General features: G+C 76.5%; 14 protein-coding genes and 2 pseudogenes. 4 read left to right on the plus strand and 12 right to left on the minus strand.

Translation table 11 applies throughout. From position 1 onward, the window contains the following. Nucleotides 1-103: 103 nt before the first annotated feature. The 10 genes and pseudogenes from proC to HCK00_RS24805 form a co-directional block, all read right to left on the minus strand. Nucleotides 104-913, minus strand: a complete 810-nt coding sequence (proC, locus tag HCK00_RS24760) for a pyrroline-5-carboxylate reductase (RefSeq protein ID WP_168104265.1) — start codon at nucleotides 911-913, stop codon at nucleotides 104-106. 195 nt (nucleotides 914-1,108) lie between these two features. Next, entirely contained in the window at nucleotides 1,109-1,846 is a 738-nt protein-coding gene (locus tag HCK00_RS24765; protein WP_168104266.1) for an ABC transporter permease, read from the minus strand. Beyond that, nucleotides 1,843-2,718, minus strand: a complete 876-nt coding sequence (locus HCK00_RS28025) for an ABC transporter ATP-binding protein (RefSeq protein ID WP_168104267.1) — start codon at nucleotides 2,716-2,718, stop codon at nucleotides 1,843-1,845. Before HCK00_RS28025 ends, HCK00_RS24765 begins: the two co-directional genes overlap by 4 nt. A 386-nt stretch (nucleotides 2,719-3,104) precedes the next feature. Further along, the gene (locus HCK00_RS24775) at nucleotides 3,105-4,280 is read right to left on the minus strand and encodes an NAD(P)/FAD-dependent oxidoreductase (RefSeq protein ID WP_168104268.1); all 1,176 of its coding nucleotides are present in this window, start codon (nucleotides 4,278-4,280) and stop codon (nucleotides 3,105-3,107) included. A gap of 499 nt (nucleotides 4,281-4,779) precedes the next feature. Next, nucleotides 4,780-5,655, minus strand: coding sequence for an RNA polymerase sigma factor SigJ (sigJ, locus tag HCK00_RS24780; protein ID WP_168104269.1), 876 nt, complete (start codon nucleotides 5,653-5,655; stop codon nucleotides 4,780-4,782). Between the two features lie 397 nt (nucleotides 5,656-6,052). Next, the gene (locus HCK00_RS24785; protein ID WP_168104270.1) at nucleotides 6,053-6,550 is read right to left on the minus strand and encodes a hypothetical protein; all 498 of its coding nucleotides are present in this window, start codon (nucleotides 6,548-6,550) and stop codon (nucleotides 6,053-6,055) included. Between the two features lie 346 nt (nucleotides 6,551-6,896). Further along, on the minus strand, nucleotides 6,897-8,750 hold the full coding sequence (gene ilvD / locus HCK00_RS24790) for a dihydroxy-acid dehydratase (RefSeq protein WP_168104271.1): 1,854 nt from the start codon (nucleotides 8,748-8,750) through the stop codon (nucleotides 6,897-6,899). 169 nt (nucleotides 8,751-8,919) lie between these two features. Next, nucleotides 8,920-9,534, minus strand: coding sequence for a TetR/AcrR family transcriptional regulator (locus HCK00_RS24795; protein WP_168104310.1), 615 nt, complete (start codon nucleotides 9,532-9,534; stop codon nucleotides 8,920-8,922). A 116-nt stretch (nucleotides 9,535-9,650) separates the two neighbouring features. After that, nucleotides 9,651-10,502 carry a sugar phosphate isomerase/epimerase family protein gene (locus HCK00_RS24800; protein ID WP_168104272.1) on the minus strand — a complete coding sequence of 284 codons (852 nt, stop codon included), beginning with the start codon at nucleotides 10,500-10,502 and terminating at the stop codon, nucleotides 9,651-9,653. A gap of 534 nt (nucleotides 10,503-11,036) precedes the next feature. Then, a pseudogene (locus HCK00_RS24805) lies at nucleotides 11,037-11,957 on the minus strand (Ppx/GppA family phosphatase); the annotation flags it as partial. A 322-nt stretch (nucleotides 11,958-12,279) separates the two neighbouring features. Here HCK00_RS24805 and HCK00_RS24810 point away from each other — a divergent pair. Further along, nucleotides 12,280-13,008, plus strand: a pseudogene (locus HCK00_RS24810) (DUF3109 family protein); the annotation flags it as partial. A gap of 355 nt (nucleotides 13,009-13,363) precedes the next feature. Here the strand turns inward: HCK00_RS24810 and HCK00_RS24815 are convergent. Next, entirely contained in the window at nucleotides 13,364-14,947 is a 1,584-nt protein-coding gene (locus tag HCK00_RS24815; protein WP_168104274.1) for a BACON domain-containing protein, read from the minus strand. Nucleotides 14,948-15,229: 282 nt separating this feature from the next. Between HCK00_RS24815 and radA the strand changes: the two genes are divergently transcribed. Together radA and disA are read left to right on the plus strand one after the other, a co-directional pair. Next, nucleotides 15,230-16,783 (plus strand): DNA repair protein RadA, encoded by a 1,554-nt coding sequence (gene radA, locus HCK00_RS24820; RefSeq protein WP_240966141.1) that lies wholly within the window; start codon nucleotides 15,230-15,232, stop codon nucleotides 16,781-16,783. Nucleotides 16,784-17,047: 264 nt separating this feature from the next. Beyond that, entirely contained in the window at nucleotides 17,048-18,172 is a 1,125-nt protein-coding gene (disA, locus tag HCK00_RS24825; RefSeq protein WP_168104275.1) for a DNA integrity scanning diadenylate cyclase DisA, read from the plus strand. Nucleotides 18,173-18,250: 78 nt separating this feature from the next. Here disA and HCK00_RS24830 read toward each other — a convergent pair whose 3' ends face one another. Then, nucleotides 18,251-19,099, minus strand: coding sequence for a hypothetical protein (locus HCK00_RS24830; protein WP_168104276.1), 849 nt, complete (start codon nucleotides 19,097-19,099; stop codon nucleotides 18,251-18,253). A gap of 340 nt (nucleotides 19,100-19,439) precedes the next feature. Between HCK00_RS24830 and HCK00_RS24835 the strand changes: the two genes are divergently transcribed. Continuing rightward, on the plus strand, nucleotides 19,440-20,543 hold the full coding sequence (locus tag HCK00_RS24835; protein WP_375782004.1) for an HhH-GPD family protein: 1,104 nt from the start codon (nucleotides 19,440-19,442) through the stop codon (nucleotides 20,541-20,543). Nucleotides 20,544-20,728: the final 185 nt, after the last annotated feature.

Consider the following 20,728-nt stretch of genomic DNA (forward strand, 5'->3'; position numbering starts at 1 on the left):
TGAGAAGCCGCCGCGACCCCTGGGCCGCCGACAGCTTGCGAGACATTACCCGAGGCACCGGTGGTCATCAAATCGGACCGGTGGCCTGCTGAATCGACGCCGATCAGCCCTGGCCGGAGGCGAGTTCGCGGCTGCGGTCCCGGGCCGCCTCCAGTGCCGCGATCAGGGCGGCGCGCACGCCGTGGCTCTCCAGCTCCCGGATGGCGTTGATCGTCGTGCCGGCCGGGGAGGTGACGGCCTCGCGCAGCTTCACCGGGTGCTCCCCGCTGTCCCGCAGCATCACGGCCGCCCCGATGGCCGCCTGGACGATGAGGTCGTGGGCCTTGTCCCGGGGCAGGCCGAGCAGGATCCCGGCGTCCGTCATCGCCTCCACGAGGAAGTAGAAGTAGGCCGGTCCGGAGCCGGAGAGGGCGGTGGCGGCGTCCTGCTGGCCCTCCGGGACGCGCAGGGTCTTCCCCACCCCGTTGAAGATCTCCTCGGTGTGCGCCAGGTGCTCCTCCGTGGCGTGGCTGCCGGCGGAGATCACCGACATCGCCTCGTCCACCAGGGCGGGCGTGTTCGTCATCACGCGGACGACCGGGGTACCGGGCGCCAGCCGCTCCTCGAAGAAGGAGGTGGGAACGCCCGCCGCGCCGCTGATGACCAGCCGGTCGGCGGGGACGTGCGGGGCCAGTTCGTCCAGCAGCCGGGACATGTCCTGCGGCTTGACGGTGAGGATGAGCGTCTCCGCCGTCCTGGCCGCCTCCTCGTTGGAGACCGGCGCCACGCCGTAACGCTCGCGGAGTTCCGCGGCGCGTTCCGGGCGGCGCGCGGTGACCAGCAGGCCGTCGGCCGGCCGGCCAGCGCGGATCATGCCGCTCAGCAGTGCTTCACCGATCTTGCCCGTGCCGAGCACGGCCACCGTCTGCGCCATGGTGCGCCTCACCTCGTCCGTCGGTTGCGTCGGAGCGGATCGCCCGCCGGAAGCGGGCGCCGCGCGGGTCATCCTCGCACCGGAACACGGACGGGGCCGGTGGCGTCCGCGTGCCGGAAGGAGAAGGGGAGAAGATGCGCCTGGGCCCGGCGGGAGGGAGCAGCGGCGCTCAGGAGACGGTGGGAGGCGTCCCGTTCAGGCCGTACGGCGGCGCAGAGTCGCGGCGCCCAGGGCGAGGACGAGTACGGCGCTGCCGGCGACGATGCCCGTGTCGCGGAAGAAGTCCGCGGTCACCTCGGTGTTCCGGAGCACCTCGTTCATGGCGTCCACGGCGTAGGACATCGGCAGAACGTTCGAGATGGCCTCCAGGACCGGCTGCATGGAGTCGCGGGGCGCGAGCAGTCCGCAGAGCAGGAGCTGGGGAAGGATGAAGGCCGGCATGAACTGGACGGCCTGGAACTCCGAGGCCGCGAAGGCCGAGACGAACAGCCCGAGGGCCGTGCCGAGGACGGCGTCGAGGAGCGCCACCACCAGCAGCAGCCACGGCGACCCCGTGACCTCCAGCCCGAGGCCCCAGATCGCGACGGCGGTGGCGAATCCGGCCTGGGCGACCGCGAGCAGGCCGAAGGCGAGGGCGTAGCCGACGATCAGGTCCGCCTTGCCCAGCGGCATCGAGAGCAGCCGCTCCAGCGTGCCGGAGGTGCGTTCGCGGAGGGTGGCGATGGAGGTCACCAGGAACATGGTGATCATCGGGAAGATGCCGAGCAGTGAGGCGCCGACGTTGTCGAAGACGCTCGGATGGGCGTCGTAGACCCAGCGGAGCAGGGTGAGCAGCACCACCGGGACAATCATCAGCAGGGCGATGGTGCGCGGGTCGTGGCGGAGCTGGCGGAGCACGCGCCGGGTGGTGGCGAGGGTGCGGGAGAGGTTCACGGCGTTCCGTCCTGATCGGGGGTGCCGGGGGTGCCGGGGGCGGCGGGGTCGTTCCCGGGCTCGCGGGCGGGGGTGCCGGGCTCCCGGGCAGGGGTGCCGGCGGACGCGGCCTCGCGGTCCCGCTCGGCGTCGACCAGGGCGAGGAAGGCGTCCTCGACGGTGGCGGCGCCGGTCCGGCGGCGCAGCGCCTCCGGGGTGTCGTCGGCCAGCATGCGGCCGGCGCGCATGAGCAGAAGGCGGTCGCAGCGCTCGGCCTCGTCCATGACGTGGGAGGAGACGAGGAGCGTGGTGCCCCGCTCGCCGGCGAGCCGGTGGAAGAGGTTCCACAGGTCCCGGCGGAGGACGGGGTCGAGACCGACCGTGGGTTCGTCCAGCACCAGCAGTTCGGGGGTGCCGAGCAGGGCGACGGCCAGGGAGACGCGGGAGCGCTGGCCACCGGAGAGGCTGCCGGTGAGCCGGTCGGCGTGGTCGTCGAGGTCCACGTCGGCGAGGGCGCGGGCCGTCCGCCCGGCGCGGTCGGCGCGGGAGAGGGACGGGTCGAGCACGGCGGCGTAGTAGTCGAGGTTCTGGCGGGCGGTGAGATCCGCGTAGACCGAGGGCGCCTGGGTGACGTACCCGACGCGGGAGCGGAGCGGGGCGCTGCCGGCGGGGTGGCCGAGGACGTCGAGGGTGCCGCTCACCCGGGCCTGCGTGCCGGCGATGGCGCGCATGAGGGTGGACTTGCCGCAGCCACTGGGGCCGAGGAGGCCGGTCACCTGCCCCGGGCGGAGGTCGAAGGTGAGGGAGTCGATCGCGGTGCGGCCCGGACGGCCGCCGCGGACCACACGGAGGTCGCGGGCCCGTACCGCCGGCTCCGCGGATTTATTCATCATGCGATGAATAATGCTCCGGTGGCGGCACGGCCGTCAAGGCGGCGGGCGGTCCCGGGCCGCGGGGGGTCGCGGGCGAGGGGACGGCGGGCGGGGGACGGCGGGCGCACGGACGCGCGAACGGGGCGCGCCCGGTCCCGTCGGCAAACGGGCGGACGCGCCCCGCGGTGACGGGTACGCGGCGGTGTGGCGGCAGCTTTCCTCCCGGGTCAGCGGCCCCAGCGGCCTCACCGGCGTTGTGACCTTCCGGGTGTTCCGGGCGTTCCGGGCGTTGTGGCCTTCCGGGCGTTGCGGCTCCCGGCGCGCGTACCGGACACACGCGGGGTGCGTCCGGCGAGGTGGCCGGCGGGAGGGAACGGCGGGAGGAAGCGGACGGCCCGCCGGGGTGGTCAGCCGACCCCGGGCAGGACGCGGAGGACGCCCGGGTGCCGGGAAGCCAGCCGCAGCGTCCGTACCGTCGTCCGGACCACCTCCTCCTTGAAGCGCGCCGCGCCCCGGCCGGTGATCACCCGTTCCCGGGGGCGGTCGTCCGGGTGGAGGAACTGGACCAGCCCGTCCCGGCGGCCGAGGCTGACGCACGCCCCGAAATAGCTGAAGCGCAGCGGCCGCGGTTCCCGGCCCCGCAGGTCGGCGGTGACGGCGCGGGCCGCCTGGGCGCCCATCGGGGTGGCGGTGGCGCAGGCCATCCGCAGCGGCCCGGCTTCGGCGGTGGTGAGGGCCGCGGCGTCGCCGATGGCGTAGATCTCCGGGTGGGAACGCGACCGCAGGGTGGGTTCCACGGGGATCCGGCCGGTGGGGTCCACCTCGATCCCGGCGCGCCGGGCGAGTTCCGCGCGGGCCGTCAGGGCGGCCGTCCAGACCACCATCTCGGTGTCGAGCTCGTCGGCCGTCCCGACCCGGCGGCCCTCCGTCACCGCGACCCCGAGGCCGCGGAGCACGCGGCGCACGTGGTCCCGGCCCTTGTGGGAGAGGCCGGGGCCCAGTTCGCCGGAGGTGACCAGGCGGACCTCGCGGCCCGGGTGCGCCTCGGCGAGTTCCGTGACCGTCTCGATGCCGGTGAACCCGCCCCCGACGACGGTCACCGCGGCGCCGGGGTCGTCGAGCAGGTGTTTGTGCAGTTCGGCGGCGGTCTCGGTGGTGTAGGCGCGGTCGCCGGTGCCCAGCACCCCGCCCCCGGTGGCGGTGCGGCTGCCGAGGGCGTAGACGAGCCGGTCGTACCGCAGGACGCGTCCGTCGTCCGTGTGTACGAGCCGGCCGACGGGGTCCACGTCCGTGGCGCGGGAGGGCAGGTGGGCGACGCCGGAGCGGCCGAGGAGCCGGCTGAACGGCCGGGTCACCTCCACTCCCGTGGCGGCGCGCTGGTGGAGCCGGATGCGCTCGGTGAAGCCGTCGGCGGGGTCGACCAGCGTGACCCGGTGGTGCGGCGCGAGCCCGAGGGCCGCGGTGAGACCCGCGTAACCGCCGCCGAGCACGACGACGTGCGCGGCGGAGCCGCCGGGTCGGTGGGCGGGACGGGGGCCGGTGGCCCGGCCGCGGACCGGCCGGGCGGTGCTGTCACTCGGCATGGGGTGCCTCCAGATCGTCCGTGGTGTCCGTGCGGTGTGCGGTGGTGGGGGTTCACCCTGGGGACGAGGCCGGGGACCGGAATGTGACAGCGGCCCAACCGTCGGGCGGTGAGCCCCGCCGGTGGGCCGCTGTCCGTGTCGTGCTGTGCGCGCCACTCGCCTGTGCGCGGCGGGCCCGGTGCACCGCTGTGCTCCGGTGCCTTGTGGCCGGGGGCGCTCCGTCGGTGCATCGCCGTCGGTGCGTCGCCGTCGGTGCATCGCCGCCCGTGCGTCGCCGCCCGGCGCGCCGCCGTCTTGCCGGTGCGCCGTCTCCCTGCCCGGGCCCGCTCCGGCGATGGCTGCCGGGCGGGACGGGACGGGCGGGACGGGACGCTCGACGGGCGGCCGGGCGGCGGGAAGACCCGGGCTCCCGGCCCACGGCCGTCCCGCCGCTCGCCCCCTCAGCTCGGCCGCCCCGTGGCTCGGCCCCCCGGCGGCTCCGCCCCCCGCGGTTCGGGGATCAGTCGCCCGGGGCCACGTGCCGCAGCTTGTCGGGGTTGGCCACGACGTCGAGCTCGGTGATGCGGCCCTCGAACACGGTGAACGCGAGCACCGCCGCCTGCCCGCTCTCGTCGTCGGTGAAGACCAGCCCGGGCGCGCCGTTGACCTCCCGGACCTCCACCCGCATCCGCAGCGGGTCGAAGCCGCGCGTCAGACGGCTGACGAAGTAGGCCGCCTTCTCGCCGCCCACCACCGGGCGGCGGGCCGCGGTGACCTTGCCGCCGCCGTCGGTGCGCACCACGACGTCCGGGTCGAGGACGTCCATGAGCGCCCCCAGGTCGCGGCCCATGGCGGCGGCCAGGAAGGCGTCCACGGCGCGGCGGTGCTCGTCCCGGTCGACGGAGCGGCGCGGGCTCTCCGCGCGGACCCGCCGGCGGGCGCGGGAGGCGAGTTGCCGCACGGACTCCGGGGTGCGGCCGACCACTTCGGCGATCTCCGGGAAGGGCACGGCGAACACGTCGTGCAGGACGAAGGCGGTCCGCTCGGCCGGGGTCAGCCGTTCGAGCACGGCGAGGAGCGCCATCCCGACGGACTCGTCGAGGGTGACCCGGTCCTCAGGGAGGGGGCCGCCGTCGCCGAGCAGGGGCTCGGGGAGCCAGGGGCCGACGTAGGTCTCCCGGCGGGAGCGCGCGGAGCCGAGCTGGTCGTAGCAGATGCGGCTGACCACGGTGGTCAGATACGCGCGCGGCGCGGCGGCCTCCCCGTCGGGCAGGGCCTGCCAGCGCAGCCAGGACTCCTGCACGGCGTCGTCGGCGTCCGCCACCGACCCGGTGATGCGGTAGGCGACGCCCCAGAGGTGGCGGCGGTGTTCCTCGAACTGTGCCAGTGCGGCCATGGGCGGCTCTCCCTGCTCTCCCCTGCTGATGCCGGTGGTGCGCGCCGACGCCGGCGGGCGGCGCGGGCCGGGGCCCGCCGGCGGGTGCTCCGCCGGCCGGTCGCCCGGGCGGCCCCCGGACCACTGTGCCGGGAGGCCACCGGACGGAAGACGGAGCGGCGGGCCGGAGTGTGACATCGGCGGGGGAGGCGGGGACGGCAGCAGAGGAACGGACCGGCCGGGCACGGCGGACGCGGGCGGCACCGGCCGGGCACGGCGGACGCGGGCGGCACCGGCCGGGGCCCGGGCGGGGTGTCCAGGTGGGGTGTCCAGGTGGGGTGTCCAGGCGGGGCCTTCCGGCAGGGCACGCGGAGCCACGAGGGCCGGCGGCACGGACCCGGGAGAGACGCCGACTGGTTCAGGGGCGCCTGCCGGGGCGCTTGCGGGCCGCCGGGTTGCCCGTGCGGGTGGTGCGGCGCCGTTCGTACAGTTCGCGGGCGCGCTCGTACTCCGCGCGGCGCAGCCGCTCGCCGGGGGCCTCCAGCAGGCTGCGGACGAACCAGGCGAGCAGCACCCCGATGAAGCCGATGGCCTTGACGCTCTGCATCGAGTTCTCGACGGCCGGGTCGTACTCCGGGCGGCGCACGAACCCCTTCCACGTGTGGCGGAAGGCGAGCGCGCCACAGATCGCGAAGAGCACCACGGCGGCCCAGGCGAGGACGTCCGGGACGTCCGCGACGGCCAGGCCCTGGAAGCCGAAGCGCAGCACGAGTGCGCCGAGTACGGCGGAGAGCAGCGAGCCCGCGGCGAGCCCGGTCCGGCGGAGGGCGTAACCGCCACCGCGCTCCACCCAGGTGGTGCCGAAGAACCGGAGGGGTTCGGGACGGGGTGCGGAGGGCTGCCGCTTGTCGCTCATGCGGCCGATTATGGCGCGTCCCGGCCGGGGCGGATCCGGCCGGGACGGCGCGCGGGAGAGCGGTCACGCGGGAGCCGTGCGCCAGGGGGAACGGCGCCGGGCCGGAGAGCCACCGGCCCGGTCACCCCTGGCGGGCGGTCGTCCCCGCCCCGTACGGCCCCTGCCCACGGCCGGCCACCGGCTGCCTCCGGCGAGGCCGGCACGGCGCAGGACGGCGAGGCGGCACGGCGGGGCGGCACGGAACGCGGGCCGGCACGGAACGCCGCCACGGTCACGGCCCGCTCAGGCGCCGCCGGCCCCGCCACCCGGTGAGCCGCGCGCGGGACGTCCCGGCTGCCCCGGCCGGTCAGCCGCCGAGAGCCCCGAGGTCACGGACCGCACCCTTGTCGGCGCTGGTCGCCATCGCCGCGTAGGCCCGGAGGGCGGTGGAGACCTTCCGCTGCCGGTCGCGCGGGGCGTACCGGCCGCCGAGGGCCGCCCGGCGGGCCGCCAGCTCCTCGTCGTCCACCTTGAGTTCGAGGGTGCGGGCGGGGATGTCGATACGGATGAGGTCACCGTCCTCGACGAGGGCGATCGTCCCGCCGGCCGCGGCCTCCGGGGAGGCGTGGCCGATGGAGAGGCCCGAGGTGCCGCCGGAGAAGCGGCCGTCGGTGATCAGCGCGCAGGACGTGCCCAGGCCGCGGCCCTTGAGGAAGGAGGTCGGGTAGAGCATCTCCTGCATCCCGGGGCCGCCCTTGGGGCCCTCGTAGCGGATGACGACCACATCGCCCTCGGTGATCCGCTTGTTGAGGATCTTGTCGACGGCCTCCTCCTGGGACTCACAGACGACGGCCGGGCCCTCGAAGGTCCAGATGGACTCGTCGACGCCGGCGGTCTTCACCACGCAGCCGTCCTCGGCGAGGTTGCCGTGGAGGATGGCCAGCCCGCCCTCGGTGGAGTAGGCGTGCTCGACGTCGCGGATGCAGCCGCCGGCGGCGTCCGTGTCGAGGGAGTCCCACCGCTCGGACTGGGAGAAGGCGGTCGCGGAGCGGACGCAGCCGGGCGCCGCGTGGAACAGCTCGACGGCCTCGGCGGACGGGGAACCGCCGCGGATGTCCCACTGCTTGAGCCAGTCCGCGAGGGACGAGCTGTGCACGGTGTGCACGTCTTCGTTGAGCAGCCCGCCCCGGTACAGCTCGCCGAGGATGGCGGGGATGCCGCCGGCCCGGTGCACGTCCTCCATGTAGTAGACCCCGCCCGGCGCGACGTTCGGCGCGACCTTCGCCAGGCAGGGCAGCCTGCGGGACAGCTCGTCGATGTCCGTCATGTCGAAGGCGAGACGCGCCTCCTGGGCGGCGGCGAGCAGATGGAGGATCGTGTTGGTGGAGCCGCCCATGGCGATGTCCAGGGCCATGGCGTTCTCGAAGGCGGCGCGGGAGGCCACGGCGCGGGGCAGGACGGTCGCGTCGTCCTGCTCGTAGTAGCGCTTGGTGATCTCGACGACGGTGCGGCCGGCGTTCTCGTACAGCGCCTTGCGGGCGGTGTGGGTGGCGAGCACGGAGCCGTTGCCGGGGAGCGCGAGGCCGATCGCCTCGGTCAGGCAGTTCATGGAGTTGGCCGTGAACATGCCGGAACACGAGCCGCAGGTGGGACAGGCGTTGTCCTCGATGCGGGCGATGTCCTCGTCGGACACCTGGTCGTTGACGGCCTCGGAGATGGCGCTGATCAGGTCCAGCTTGCGGACGCTGCCGTCGACCAGGGTGGCGCGGCCGGACTCCATCGGCCCGCCGGAGACGAACACGGTCGGGATGTCGAGGCGCAGCGCGGCCATCAGCATCCCCGGCGTGATCTTGTCGCAGTTGGAGATGCAGATCAGCGCGTCGGCGCAGTGCGCCTCGGTCATGTACTCGACCGAGTCGGCGATCAGGTCGCGGGAGGGGAGGGAGTAGAGCATCCCGCCGTGGCCCATGGCGATGCCGTCGTCGACCGCGATGGTGTTGAACTCGCGGGGGATGCCGCCCGCCGCCTTGATCGCGTCGCTGACGATCCGGCCCACCGGCTGGAGGTGGGTGTGGCCGGGGACGAACTCCGTGAAGCTGTTGGCCACGGCCACGATCGGCTTGCCGAAGTCCTCCCGCGCTACGCCGGAGGCCTGCATGAGCGCTCGGGCGCCCGCCATGTTGCGGCCGTGGGTGACGGTTCGGGACCTCAGTTCCGGCACGGTGGTCACTCCCCTGGGTGTCGCGGGTGGACCGGTCGCCGCCGGGCGCGGCGGGCCGACCGGGATCCTCCGAGCGTACGCCCTCGCGGCCACGATCCGGACCGCTCGTCCGGGATCCGAGACCGGCCCGGGGGTGGGCCAGGGGGTGGGCCAGGGGCGCGCCGGGGCCTCAGGCCCCGGTGAGATGGCGCTGGAGCACCGGCGCGACCTGGGCGACGACCTCCTCGGCGTCCACGCCCGCCAGCGGCTCGACCTTGATCACATACCGCAGGACCGCCACCCCCAGCAGCTGCGCCACGGCGAGCTGGATCCGGAGTTCCGGCTCGGGCACGTCCAGGTCCCCCGCGACGCGCTCCAGCAGCCTGCGCGTGACGAAACCGCGGAGCAGGGCCGCCGCCGTCTCGTTGGTGAGCGCGGAGCGCATCAGGGCCAGCACCGGCGCGCGGGTGGCGGGGTTCTCCCAGACGCCGAGGAAGTGGCGGGCGAGCCGCTCACCCATGCCGTCCCGCCCCTGGGCCAGCAGGTCGGGCACGCGCATCACCGGCTCGAAGGGCTTCTCGATCGAGGTCTCGAAGACGCGTTCCTTGCTGCCGAAGTAGTGGTGCACCAGCGCCGGGTCCACCCCGGCCTTGCGGGCGACGCCGCGGATGGACGTGCGGTCGTAGCCGCGCTCGGCGAACTCCGCGCGGGCGGCCTCCAGGATGCGCTCGCGCGCCCCAGGGCCGTCCGGCGCGTCCCGGCGGGCGGGCCGGCCACGGCGGCGGGACGGTGTCCCGGACGGCACGGGCGGCGCGGGGGCCTCCTCGGAGGGCGGGACGGCGGTGCCGCCCCGGCCGGCCTCCGCCGCGAGGGGCGGACGCCGATCGGGGCCGCCGCCCGCCGCCGGTGGCGCCGGGTCCGTCACGACCGGGGCACCCGGGGCAGCCCCGGATACCCGCCGACCCGGGACGCCGTGGCCAGATGGCGCCGGGCGAAGGCCAGCGCCTCCGCGAGGTCGGCCTCCCGCTCGGCACCGGACACGGCGCGGCGGGTGTTGACCTCCACGACGACATGGCCGTCGAACCCGCTGGTCGTCAGCCGCCGCAGCAGTTCCCCGCACGGCTGGCTCCCCCGCCCCGGCACCAGGTGCTCGTCCTTGCCGGAGCCGCTGCCGTCGGCGAGGTGGACGTGGGCCAGCCGGTCCCCCATCCGGGTGACCATGTCGAGGGCGTCGTTGCGGGCGGTGGCGGTGTGCGAGAGGTCCACGGTGAAGTGGCGGTAGTCGTCCTTGGTGACGTCCCAGTCGGGGGCGTAGGCGAGCATCTCGCGGTCGCGGTAGCGCCAGGGGTACATGTTCTCCACGGCGAACCGGACGTCGGTCTCGTCCGCCATCCGCCACACGCCCTCGATGAACTCCCGCGCGTAGGCCCGCTGCCAGCGGAACGGCGGGTGGACGACGACGGCGGACGCCCCGAGCTTCTCGGCGGCGGCCCGGGCGCGCTGGAGCTTGGTCCACGGGTTGGTCGACCAGACCCGCTGGGTGATCAGCAGACAGGGCGCGTGCACGGCGAGCACGGGGACGCCGTGGTAGTCGGAGAGGCTGCGCAGCGACTCGATGTCCTGGCTGACCGGATCCGTCCACACCATGACCTCGACGCCGTCGTACCCCAGGCGTCCGGCGATCTCGAAGGCCGCCGCCGTCGACTCCGGGTAGACGGAGGCGGTGGACAGGGCGACCTTCACTTCCGGGGGACGTACCACTGGTTGAGCCACGGAGACAGCCTACGGCGTGTCCCACCGGGCCGACGGGGCCACCGGCGGGGGCGCGCCCGGGCGGCGGAGGGGGACGCCGCGCCCCGTTCTCGTGCGGCGGCGGACGACGGCGCAGGTGAGCGGGGTGCGCGGAGACGCGCCGGATGCGGGGCCGGCGCGGGTGCGGTGTTGGTCACACCGGGCGGCGGCCCGCCCCGGGCGGTGCGGTCGGTGCGGTCGGTGCGGTGCGGTCGGTGCGGTGCGGGCGGTGCGGTGCGGGCGGTGCGGTGCGGGCGGTGCCGCCCCGGGCGGTGCGGTGCGGTGCCGTCCGGGGCCCGGGCCACGGGGCACCGGCGCGGCGCCCGCGCGGTCCGCGCGGTCACCCGCCGGTACGGGCGGTCACCCGCCGGTACGGGCGGGGTCCACCGGACCGCCGCCTCCCCCGGGGAGCCGGGCGCGATCCGGTCCGCCCGGCCCACCCCGTCCGCCCGGCCCACCCGGCCCGTGGCGCTCGTCCGGTATGTCCGCCGGGCCCTGGCGGTCCAGCCGCTGCGGGAGCTGGTCCAGCCGGCGCAGGATGACGCCCTCGCGCAGCGCCCAGGGGCAGATCTCCAGCTCGTCCACGCCGAACAGGTCCATCGCCGCCTCCGCGACCAGTGCCCCGGCCACCAGCTGCGGCGCCCGGCCCCGGGAGACACCGGGGAGCTCCGCGCGCTCCGCGGCCGTCATCCGCGTGAGCCGCGGCACCCACTCCTCCAGCGCGGCGCGGCTGAGCGACCGCTTGACGTACAGCCCGTCCGCGGAGCGCGCCGCGCCCGCGATCCGCGCCAGCCGCCGGAAGGTCTTGGACGTGCCGACCGCGTGGTCCGGCGCGCCCGACCGGCTGAACTCGCCGGCGACCCGGGCGATCTCCGCCCGCACGTGGCGGCGGAGAGCGCGGACGTCCTCCGGGTCCGGCGGGTCACCGGGCAGCCGGGCCGCGGTGAGCCGGCCCGCGCCGAGCGGCAGCGACGCCGCCCCGTCCGGCTCCTCGTCGGTGCCGTGCGCCAGCTCCAGCGAGCCGCCGCCGATGTCCAGCACCAGCAGCCGCCCGGCCGACCAGCCGAACCACCGGCGGGCCGCCAGAAAGGTGAGCCTCGCCTCCTCCTCGCCGGAGAGCACGACCGGCCGCACCCCCGTCCCGGCGGCGAGCCGGGCCAGCACCTCGTCCGCGTTGGACGCGTCACGGACCGCCGAGGTGGCGAACGGCAGCACCTCCTCCGCGCCCTTGTCCTCCGCCGCCCGGAGCGCCTCCCCGACCACGGCCACCAGCCGGTCCATCCCCTGCTCGCCGATCGCGCCGCGCTCGTCGAGCAGTTCGGCCAGCCGCAGCTCCGCCTTGTGCGAGTGGGCGGGCAGCGGGCGGGCGCCGGGGTGGGCGTCCACCACCAGCAGATGCACCGTGTTGGAACCCACGTCGAGGACACCGAGTCTCATGACCGGAACCGTCTCATACGGCGTCCGCGGCGCCTCAGCCGTCCGGCGGCGGACGGTGCGGACCGCCGCCGTTGACGGGGTTCCACGGCGGTTCACCGGGCTCGGCTGCCGTCCCGCCGGCCGCGTGCCCGGAGCGGCGGCGCAGGTGAGCGGCGGGTCCGCGGCCGGGGCGGCCTACGCTGGAGGGGTGTCGAAACAGAACGAGGCAAAGCCGGACGGAACGCGACCGGCGGGAGCGGCGCCGGACGCCGGTGACGGCGCGCCCCCGCGGCCCGGCCCGGCCCGCCCGGCCGCCGCCCCCGCCGCGGACGACGAGCGAGGGCTGGACTTCCCCCGGGCCTGGGTGGAGTTCACCGACCCCGAGGACGCCGAGCAGGTCTTCCGCTGCGACCTGACCTGGCTCACCTCCCGCTGGGGCTGCGTCTTCGGCAGCGGCTGCCAGGGCATCCGCGAGGGGCGGGCGGCGGACGGCTGCTGCACACTGGGCGCGCACTTCACCGACGAGGACGACGAGCGCCGCGTCGCCGGGCACGTGGCCCGGCTCACGCCCGGCCTCTGGCAGCACCACGCCGAGGGCACCGGCCGGCGCGGCTGGACCGAGCGGGACGAGGACGGCGCCCGCAAGACCCGGCGCTTCGGCGGCGCCTGCATCTTCCACAACGGCCCCGGCTTCCCCGGCGGGCACGGCTGCGCCCTGCACACCCTGGCCCTGCGGGAGGGGCGCGAGCCGCTGGAGACCAAGCCGGACGTGTGCTGGCAGCTCCCCATCCGGCGGACGTACGAGTGGATCGACCGGCCCGACGAGACCCGCTACCTCCAGGTCTCGATCGGCGAGTACGACCGGCGGGGCTGGGGCCCCGGCGGTCACGACCTGCACTGGTGGTGCACCTCGGCGGCCTCGGCGCACGGCGCGGGGGACCCGGTGTACATCTCCTACCGTCCGGAGCTGACCGAACTGATGGGCAAGGCCGCCTACGAGAAGCTGGCCGCCCTGTGCGCGGAGCGGCTGGCGTCGCCGCTGCTCCTGGCACCTCATCCGGCGGACCCGGCGCCCGTGACACCTGGGACACCTGGGGCTGGGCCGGCCGGTGGGCCGGCACCGGTGCGGGCGGCGGATGCCCCTTCTGCCACTTCAACGGATGGGCGCCGGAACGCATCCGGCGGCGGGAACGAGGGCGCCACGGGCTCCACCGGGAACGCGGTGGTCCCGGCCCCGGCCGGGCCCGAGGCGTAACGACCGGCGGGTCCGGCTCCGGTTCCGGCGGCGGACCCGGCCCTGGTTCCGGCAACGGACGATCGCGGTGCCCGGCGGTGCCCCGGCCGGCCTCCGGTGGCGCCCCGGCCCGGCCTCCGGTGGTGCCCCGGCCCGGCCTCCGCTGGCGCCCCGCCGGGCGCCGGGCGCCGGCTCAGTCCGCGGCGCCGTCCCCCTCCGGGGAGGTTTCCGCCGGAGGCTCCGTCGGCTCCTGCGCGGGCGGCGAGGGCTCGGGCGCGGGCGGCGGATCGACGGGGCCCGGGCCCGGCCCGTCACCGCCCGGCGTGGCGGAGCCGCCGTGGCCGGTCACGGTGACCGCCGTGGAGTACGGCTGGAAGACCACCCGCGCCGTCCACGCGCCGCGCGGCTGCCGCCCGCGATCGGTGGTCACGGTGAGGGTGACCGGCCGGCCCGGGCGCAGCGTGCCGGAACGGGCGCTCAGCCGCAGCCACGCGGCCTCCGTGCGCGCCGACCACCGCGCGGGCGCGGAGCCGGAGAGGCTGAGCGTGATGACGGTGACCGCGCCGTCGCGCCGGCTGGTGACGGTCAGCCGGCCGTCGCCGCGCCCGGCCCGCCCGCCGTCCCGGGCGCCGTCGGACGGCCCGTCCGCACGGGAGTGGCCCTTCCCCGCTTCCCCTGATCCCCCCGGCTCCCCGGGCCCCCCGGAGTCGCCGGAGCCCTGCGGCGCCCCTTCGCCGCGCCGCCCGGTGCCGTCCGCCCCGGCTCCGTGCCCCGGGCCGCCCGCGCCGTCCCCCTGCCCGCCCCGCCCGCCGCCGTCGGTGGCGGAGACCGGACCCGCGTACCGGTCCTCGCCCGGTGGCGCGCTCCGGTACGCCGCCCAGAGCGCGAACACGGGCGCCGCCACCGCGGCGGCCACGACGGCCGCCGTCGCCGCCCGGCGGCGCAGGACACGCCGGCGGGCAGCGGGCCGGCCGGGGTCCAGCGGAAAACCGTCCCGGTCGTAGTGGGGCCGCGCGGCTCCCCGGGGGGCGGCGCGCAGGGCCGCGAGCATCGCGGCGTGCGCGGCCGCGCGAGGAGCGGGCAGCAGGGGGAGCGTGCCGGCCACGGTGGCTCCCGGCCCGGGGCCGGCGGCCGGTACCCGCTCGGCGGTACGCCGGCACGGGCCGCAGTCCTGGAGATGGCGGAGAAGCTCACGCCGCAGGTCACCGGCCATCAGCGCGCGGGGGTCCCCGGCCAGCCGGGAGACCGCGGGGCAGCCGCCGCGCTCGACGAGGGCCAGCGCGGCCCGGGTGCGCTCCACCTCCCGGGCCCCGGCCGTCAGCAGGCGCCGCGCCCGTTCCTCCGCCACACCGAGGACGGCGGCCACCTCCGGGGGCGTCAGCCGGTGGCGCACCGCGAGCTCCAGTGCCTCGCGCTGCTCGCGCGTGGTGCCCGCGGCCTCCGGCCAGACGAGGGCGTGGAGTTCGCGGCGGCGCCGGCCGGCGGTCTCCTCGGCGATCGGAGGGCCGGCGGGGTCCCCGGGGGAGGGCTCGGTGTCCCGCTCCGCGAGGTGGCGGAGGCAGGTCCAGCGGGCCAGGGCGTAGAGGCGGGCCCGGGCCCGGCCCCGCCCGGAGAGGAGGCGCGGGCCGCGCCGCTCGGCGTGCGCCAGGACCTCGCCGAGCACGGCCGTGGCCGCGTCGTGCTCGCAGGTGGCGGCCAGGCAGTACGTGAACAGCCCGTCCAGGTACGGCTCGTAGCGGGTGCCGGGGGCGGTGGGGGGTTCACGTGTGCTGCTCATCACCCGGCGACGGTAGGCGGCCCCGGCCCGCCGCTCACGCCGGTACGGGCCAATTCATTCCTACGGGTGACATGGCTTGCCGGCGAAGAGGGAAGGGGGACGCGGTCGGCGGGCACGGGGGCGGGCGGGCTTCCTCCCGCCGCGCCGGCCCGGGCCAGGCTCCCTCCCGCCGCGCCGCCCGGGCCGGCTCCCTCCCGCCGCGCCGCCCGGGCGGGGCCCGGCCCGCGCCGCCCCGGGTGGCCCCCCGCGCCCCGTGTCGGCGCCCGGCGCTAGCGTTGCGGCATGGCTTCCCGTACCCGCGCGTCCGCCAAGGAGCGGCCCTCGTACCGCTGTACCGAGTGCGGCTGGACGACCGCCAAGTGGCTCGGCCGCTGCCCCGAGTGCCAGACCTGGGGCACCGTCGAGGAGACCGGCGGCGCGCCCGCCGTGCGGACGACGGCGCCGGGCCGGGTGTCGGCGGCGGCGCTCCCCATCGCCCAGGTCGACGGCCGGCGGGCGACGGCGCGGGTCACCGGCGTCCCCGAGCTGGACCGGGTGCTGGGCGGCGGCCTGGTGCCGGGCGCCGTCGTCCTGCTGGCCGGCGAGCCGGGGGTGGGCAAGTCGACGCTCCTGCTGGACGTCGCCGCCAAGGCGGCCACGGAGCAGGAACGCACGCTGTACGTCACGGGTGAGGAGTCGGCGAGCCAGGTGCGGCTGCGCGCGGACCGGATCGGGGCCCTCTCCGACCACCTCTACCTGGCGGCGGAGACGGATCTGTCGGCGGTGCTCGGCCATCTCGACTCCGTGAAGCCGTCGCTGCTGGTGCTGGACTCGGTGCAGACGGTGGCGTCTCCGGAGATCGACGGCGCGCCCGGCGGCATGGCCCAGGTCCGTGAGGTGGCGGGGGCGCTGATCCGGGCCTCCAAGGAGCGCGGGATGGCCACGCTGCTGGTGGGCCATGTCACCAAGGACGGCGCGATCGCGGGCCCCCGGCTGCTGGAGCATCTCGTGGACGTGGTGCTCCAGTTCGAGGGCGACCGGCATGCCCGGCTGCGGCTGGTCCGCGGCGTGAAGAACCGCTACGGCACCACCGACGAGGTGGGCTGCTTCGAACTGCACGACGAGGGCATCACCGGCCTCGCCGACCCTTCCGGCCTCTTCCTCACCCGGCGTGACGAGCCGGTGCCGGGGACCTGTCTGACCGTCGCGCTGGAGGGGCGGCGGCCGCTGGTGGCCGAGGTCCAGGCGCTCACCGTCGACTCCCAGATCCCCTCGCCCCGGCGGACCACCTCGGGGCTGGAGACCTCGCGGGTGTCGATGGTGCTGGCGGTGCTGGAGCAGCGGGGCAAGATCGCGCAGCTCGGCAAGCGGGACATCTACAGCGCCACGGTGGGCGGGGTGAGGCTCACCGAGCCGGCGGCGGATCTGGCGGTGGCGCTGGCGCTGGCGAGCGCCGCCAGCGACACGCCGCTGCCGAAGAACCTGGTGGCCATCGGCGAGGTCGGGCTCGCCGGCGAGGTACGGCGGGTCACGGGGGTGCAGCGCCGGCTGTCGGAGGCCGCCCGGCTGGGCTTCACACACGCGCTGGTGCCGGTGGACCCGGGCAAGGTGCCGGCGGGGATGCGGGTCACGGAGGTCGCGGACATGGGCGAGGCGCTGCGGGTGCTGCCGCGCGGCGGCCCGCGCCGGAAGCGCGCGGACGGTGGGGACGGCGGGGACGGAGGCACCGCCGCCGGGAGGAGGGGCGGCCGGAGCGGCGGGGCCGGAGCCCGGGCCGCGGCGGCCGGAGCGGACCCGGCGGGGGCGGGCGCCGGGGAGAGCGGTGGCTCCCCGCTCTCCGGGGGCGCCGCCGGCTGATCGCCGTACTGCCCGGCACCGCCCGGCAGCCGCCGGGGGGCCGTCCTGCGAGCCGCCGGGGGCCGGACCGGCGGGCGTCCGGACGGGGTGCCCGGCCGTCGCCTCGCCGGGGCTCACGGCGTGCGCCCCGGCGCACGCGGGCGGCGCCCGCACGCTCCGCACGGGAGACGCACCACACAAGTCGTCCGGCCGCCGGTAGACTTTGCCCTGGTCTCGCCCGTACATACGCACCCGGGCCCCGAATTCCGCGACCGGAGGAGTGCAGTGGCAGCCAACGACCGGGCAGGGACTCCCGGCAAGTCCGGTGGAAGCTCCGGTGCCGAGAGCCTGATGCGCGCCTCACTGAGCGCGGTCGCGCCCGGTACCGCTCTGCGCGACGGGCTGGAGCGCGTCCTCCGCGGCAACACCGGCGGTCTGATCGTCCTCGGCATGGACCGGAGCGTCGAGTCGATGTGCTCCGGCGGCTTCGTCCTCGACGTGGAGTTCTCGGCCACCCGGCTGCGCGAGCTCTGCAAGCTCGACGGCGCCCTCATCCTCGACAAGGACATCACCAAGATCGTGCGCGCGGGGGTGCAGCTCGTCCCCGACGCTTCGATCCCCACCGAGGAGACGGGCACCCGGCACCGCACGGCGCAGCGCGTCTCCATCCAGGCCGGCTTCCCCGTGGTGTCGGTGAGCCAGTCGATGCGGCTGATCGCGCTCTACGTGGACGGGCAGCGGCGGGTCCTGGAGGACTCGGCGGCGATCCTCTCCCGCGCCAACCAGGCCCTCGCCACGCTGGAGCGGTACAAGCTCCGGCTCGACGAGGTCGCCGGCACCCTCTCCGCCCTGGAGATCGAGGATCTGGTGACGGTGCGGGACGTCTCCGCCGTCGCCCAGCGGCTGGAGATGGTCCGCCGGATCGCCACGGAGATCGCCGAGTACGTGGTCGAGCTGGGCACCGACGGCCGGCTTCTCTCGCTCCAGCTCGACGAGCTGATCGCGGGCGTGGAGCCGGAGCGCGAGCTGGTGGTGCGGGACTACGTGCCGGAGCCGACGGCCAAGCGGACCCGTACCGTGCCGGAGGCGCTCACCGAGCTGGACAAGCTCTCCCACACCGAGCTGCTGGAACTTCCCGTGGTGGCCCGGGCGCTGGGGTACAGCGGCGCGCCGGAGACCCTCGACTCGGCGGTGTCGCCGCGCGGTTACCGGCTGCTGGCGAAGGTGCCGCGGCTGCCGAACGCCATCATCGAGCGGCTGGTCGAGCACTTCGGCGGGTTGCAGAAGCTGCTCGCCGCGAGCGTCGACGACCTTCAGACGGTGGGCGGGGTGGGCGAGGCCCGGGCCCGCTCGGTGCGCGAGGGGCTGTCCCGGCTGGCGGAGTCCTCGATCCTGGAACGCTACGTCTGACGACGCGGTGTGCGCCGTCCCCCGGGACACCTGTCCCCCGAGACGCCAGGGCCCCCGGGGTGGCCGCTCCGCGGTGGCTCAGTCCTTGGCCAGCACGAAGGACGCCTCCGCCTTGTCGATCCCCTTGGCCTCCACCTCGACCAGGTAGGTGCCCGCCTTCGCCGAACCCTTGCGCGGTGTGGCGCACTTGCGCTCGCTCGGCTCGCGGTCCCAGGTCACCGTGGAGGTGGCCGTCCCGCCGGCGGGGACGCGCAGCCGGATGTCCCGGCTCTCCTTGAGGCAGTCGTCGGAGGCCCACAGCGGGTCGTCCTCGTCGGCGCGCGTGATGGTGAGCACCGCGGACCGCTCGCCGAAGTCCACCTCGCAGTCGCGGTCGGCGGAACTCTCGGCGATCAGCTCGAACTCCGGCTTCTCGCCCGGCTCGTAGGTGTTCTCGTCCGGGCGCACCTTGAGCTTGACCTCACCGGCGCGGCAGTCGGGCAGGGCCACCCCGGAGGGCACGCCCCGTCCCGCGCCGCCGCCTCCGCCACCGCCCGTGCCGGAGCCGCCCGTACCGGAACCGCCGCCCGGGCCACCGGAGCCGTCCGGGCCACCGCCCGCGCCGTCCTCCGCCCCGTCGCCGTCGCCGCCGTCGCCACCCGTGGAGCCCGAACCGCCGGAGTCCCCGCCGCCGTTGCCGCCGGAGTCCTCGCGCCCGCCGGGGCGTTCGCTGATCGCGGGCCCGGAGGTGGTGGGGCCGGGCGTGATGGACTCCACGGGCCCGCGGCCGTCGGCCCCGTCCCCGCCACCGCTCCCGCCACCGCCCGCGGAGCTGAGGGCCCAGAACACGAGCGCCGCCAACAGGACGACCAGGAGCAGGACGACGGCCCTCCGGCGCCAGTAGATGGAGGAGGGGAGCGGTCCGACAGGCTTGCGCAGAGAACCCACGCGGAAACCTTACGAGAGAAGAGGCCCGGTACCGCGGTACACCCGCCGCCGCCACGGCAAATTTCAACGATCATCATTCCGGTTCGGTCCCGTCGGGGCCCATCGGCCCCCCTGCGCACCGCCGTTCCGCGCCGGAACCGCGGTACGGGTCGCGGTGCGGTACGGGTCGCGGTACGGCACATCGCCGCGCACCGCCGTCCGGCCCCGGGCGGTGACCGGCGCGGCCCCGCGCCGCCCCTTCCGGACGTGCGGACGGCACGAACCGGCGGAGAGCCGGCCCCGCCACGGGGCGGGGGACGGCCGGGGCCACGGACCGCTGGTCTGGCAGGATCGGAAGGCCATGAGTGCCACCGCCCACACCCCCGGTCCCCCCGCCCCCGACACCGGTGACGACACCGGCTTCGGCACCGACACCGGTACCGCATCCGGTACGGCAGCCGACGCCGCAGCCGGTACCGCGGCCGGTCCGGCGGATCTGCCGTCGCCCCGCGCCCCCCGCCCCGCGCCGCCTGCCCCCGCAGACCTCGCGCACCCCGCCGGCCTCGCGCCTCCCGCGGCAGCCCTCCCCCCGATCCCCGCCCTCCACTCCTCGGTCATCGACTGGTTCGACGAACACGCCCGTGAACTGCCCTGGCGCCGCCCGGACGCGGGCGCGTGGTCGGTCATGGTCAGCGAGTTCATGCTCCAGCAGACCCCGGTCAGCCGGGTGCTGCCGGTGCACGAGCAGTGGCTGGCGCGCTGGCCCCGCCCCGCCGCTCTCGCGGCCGAACCCCCCGGCGAGGCCGTCCGCGCCTGGGGGCGGCTGGGTTATCCCCGGCGCGCGCTCCGGCTGCACGCCGCCGCCGGGGCGATCGCGGAGCGCCACGGCGGCCAGGTGCCCGACGACCACGCCGCGTTGCTGGCCCTGCCGGGTGTCGGGGAGTACACGGCCGCCGCCGTAGCCTCCTTCGCGTACGGACGGCGCCACGCCGTGCTGGACACCAACGTCCGCCGCGTCTTCGCCCGCGCCCTGACCGGCGTCCGGTACCCGCCGACGGCCACCACCGCGGCCGAGCGCAAGCTGGCGCACGCCCTGCTGCCCGAGGACGAGGCCACGGCGGCGCGCTGGGCGGCGTCCACCATGGAACTGGGGGCGCTGGTATGCACGGCGCGCGCCCCCGCGTGCGTCCGTTGCCCGATCGCGGCGCACTGCGCCTGGCGCCTCGCGGGTTCCCCCGCACACGACGGCCCGCCGCGGCGCGGGCAGACCTACGCCGGTACGGACCGCCAGGTACGCGGCAAGCTGCTCGCCGTCCTCCGGGAGGCCACCGGCCCGGTGGCGCAGGAGGAGCTGGACGCCGTGTGGCACGAACCGGTCCAGCGGGCCCGGGCGCTGGACGGCCTCGTCGCCGACGGCCTGGTGGAACCGCTGCCGGGCGGCACCTACCGGCTGCCGCTGACCTGACCTCGCCGGCCTCCGCAGGACGGCCCGCCGGCAGCCGTCCGCGCGGCGCGCCCCACGGCCCGCACACCCCCGCACACCCCGCACCGCCAACTCCCCGACCCCGCCACCCGAGCCCGGCGCCCGACCTCCCAAGCCCCAAGCCCCCAGCCCCAAGCCCCAAGCCCCAAGCCCCAAGCCCCCGAAAC

Source organism: Streptomyces zingiberis (assembly GCF_012034935.1).
GTDB lineage: Bacteria > Actinomycetota > Actinomycetes > Streptomycetales > Streptomycetaceae > Streptomyces > Streptomyces zingiberis.

Coding starts and splice junctions, on each gene's coding strand:
- proC (WP_168104265.1), bottom strand. CDS start 913: ATGGCGCAGACGGTGGCCGTGCTCGGCACGGGCAAGATCGGTGAAGCA.
- HCK00_RS28025 (WP_168104267.1), bottom strand. CDS start 2,718: ATGATGAATAAATCCGCGGAGCCGGCGGTACGGGCCCGCGACCTCCGT.
- HCK00_RS24775 (WP_168104268.1), bottom strand. CDS start 4,280: ATGCCGAGTGACAGCACCGCCCGGCCGGTCCGCGGCCGGGCCACCGGC.
- sigJ (WP_168104269.1), bottom strand. CDS start 5,655: ATGGCCGCACTGGCACAGTTCGAGGAACACCGCCGCCACCTCTGGGGC.
- HCK00_RS24785 (WP_168104270.1), bottom strand. CDS start 6,550: ATGAGCGACAAGCGGCAGCCCTCCGCACCCCGTCCCGAACCCCTCCGG.
- HCK00_RS24815 (WP_168104274.1), bottom strand. CDS start 14,947: ATGAGCAGCACACGTGAACCCCCCACCGCCCCCGGCACCCGCTACGAG.
- radA (WP_240966141.1), top strand. CDS start 15,230: ATGGCTTCCCGTACCCGCGCGTCCGCCAAGGAGCGGCCCTCGTACCGC.
- HCK00_RS24835 (WP_375782004.1), top strand. CDS start 19,440: ATGAGTGCCACCGCCCACACCCCCGGTCCCCCCGCCCCCGACACCGGT.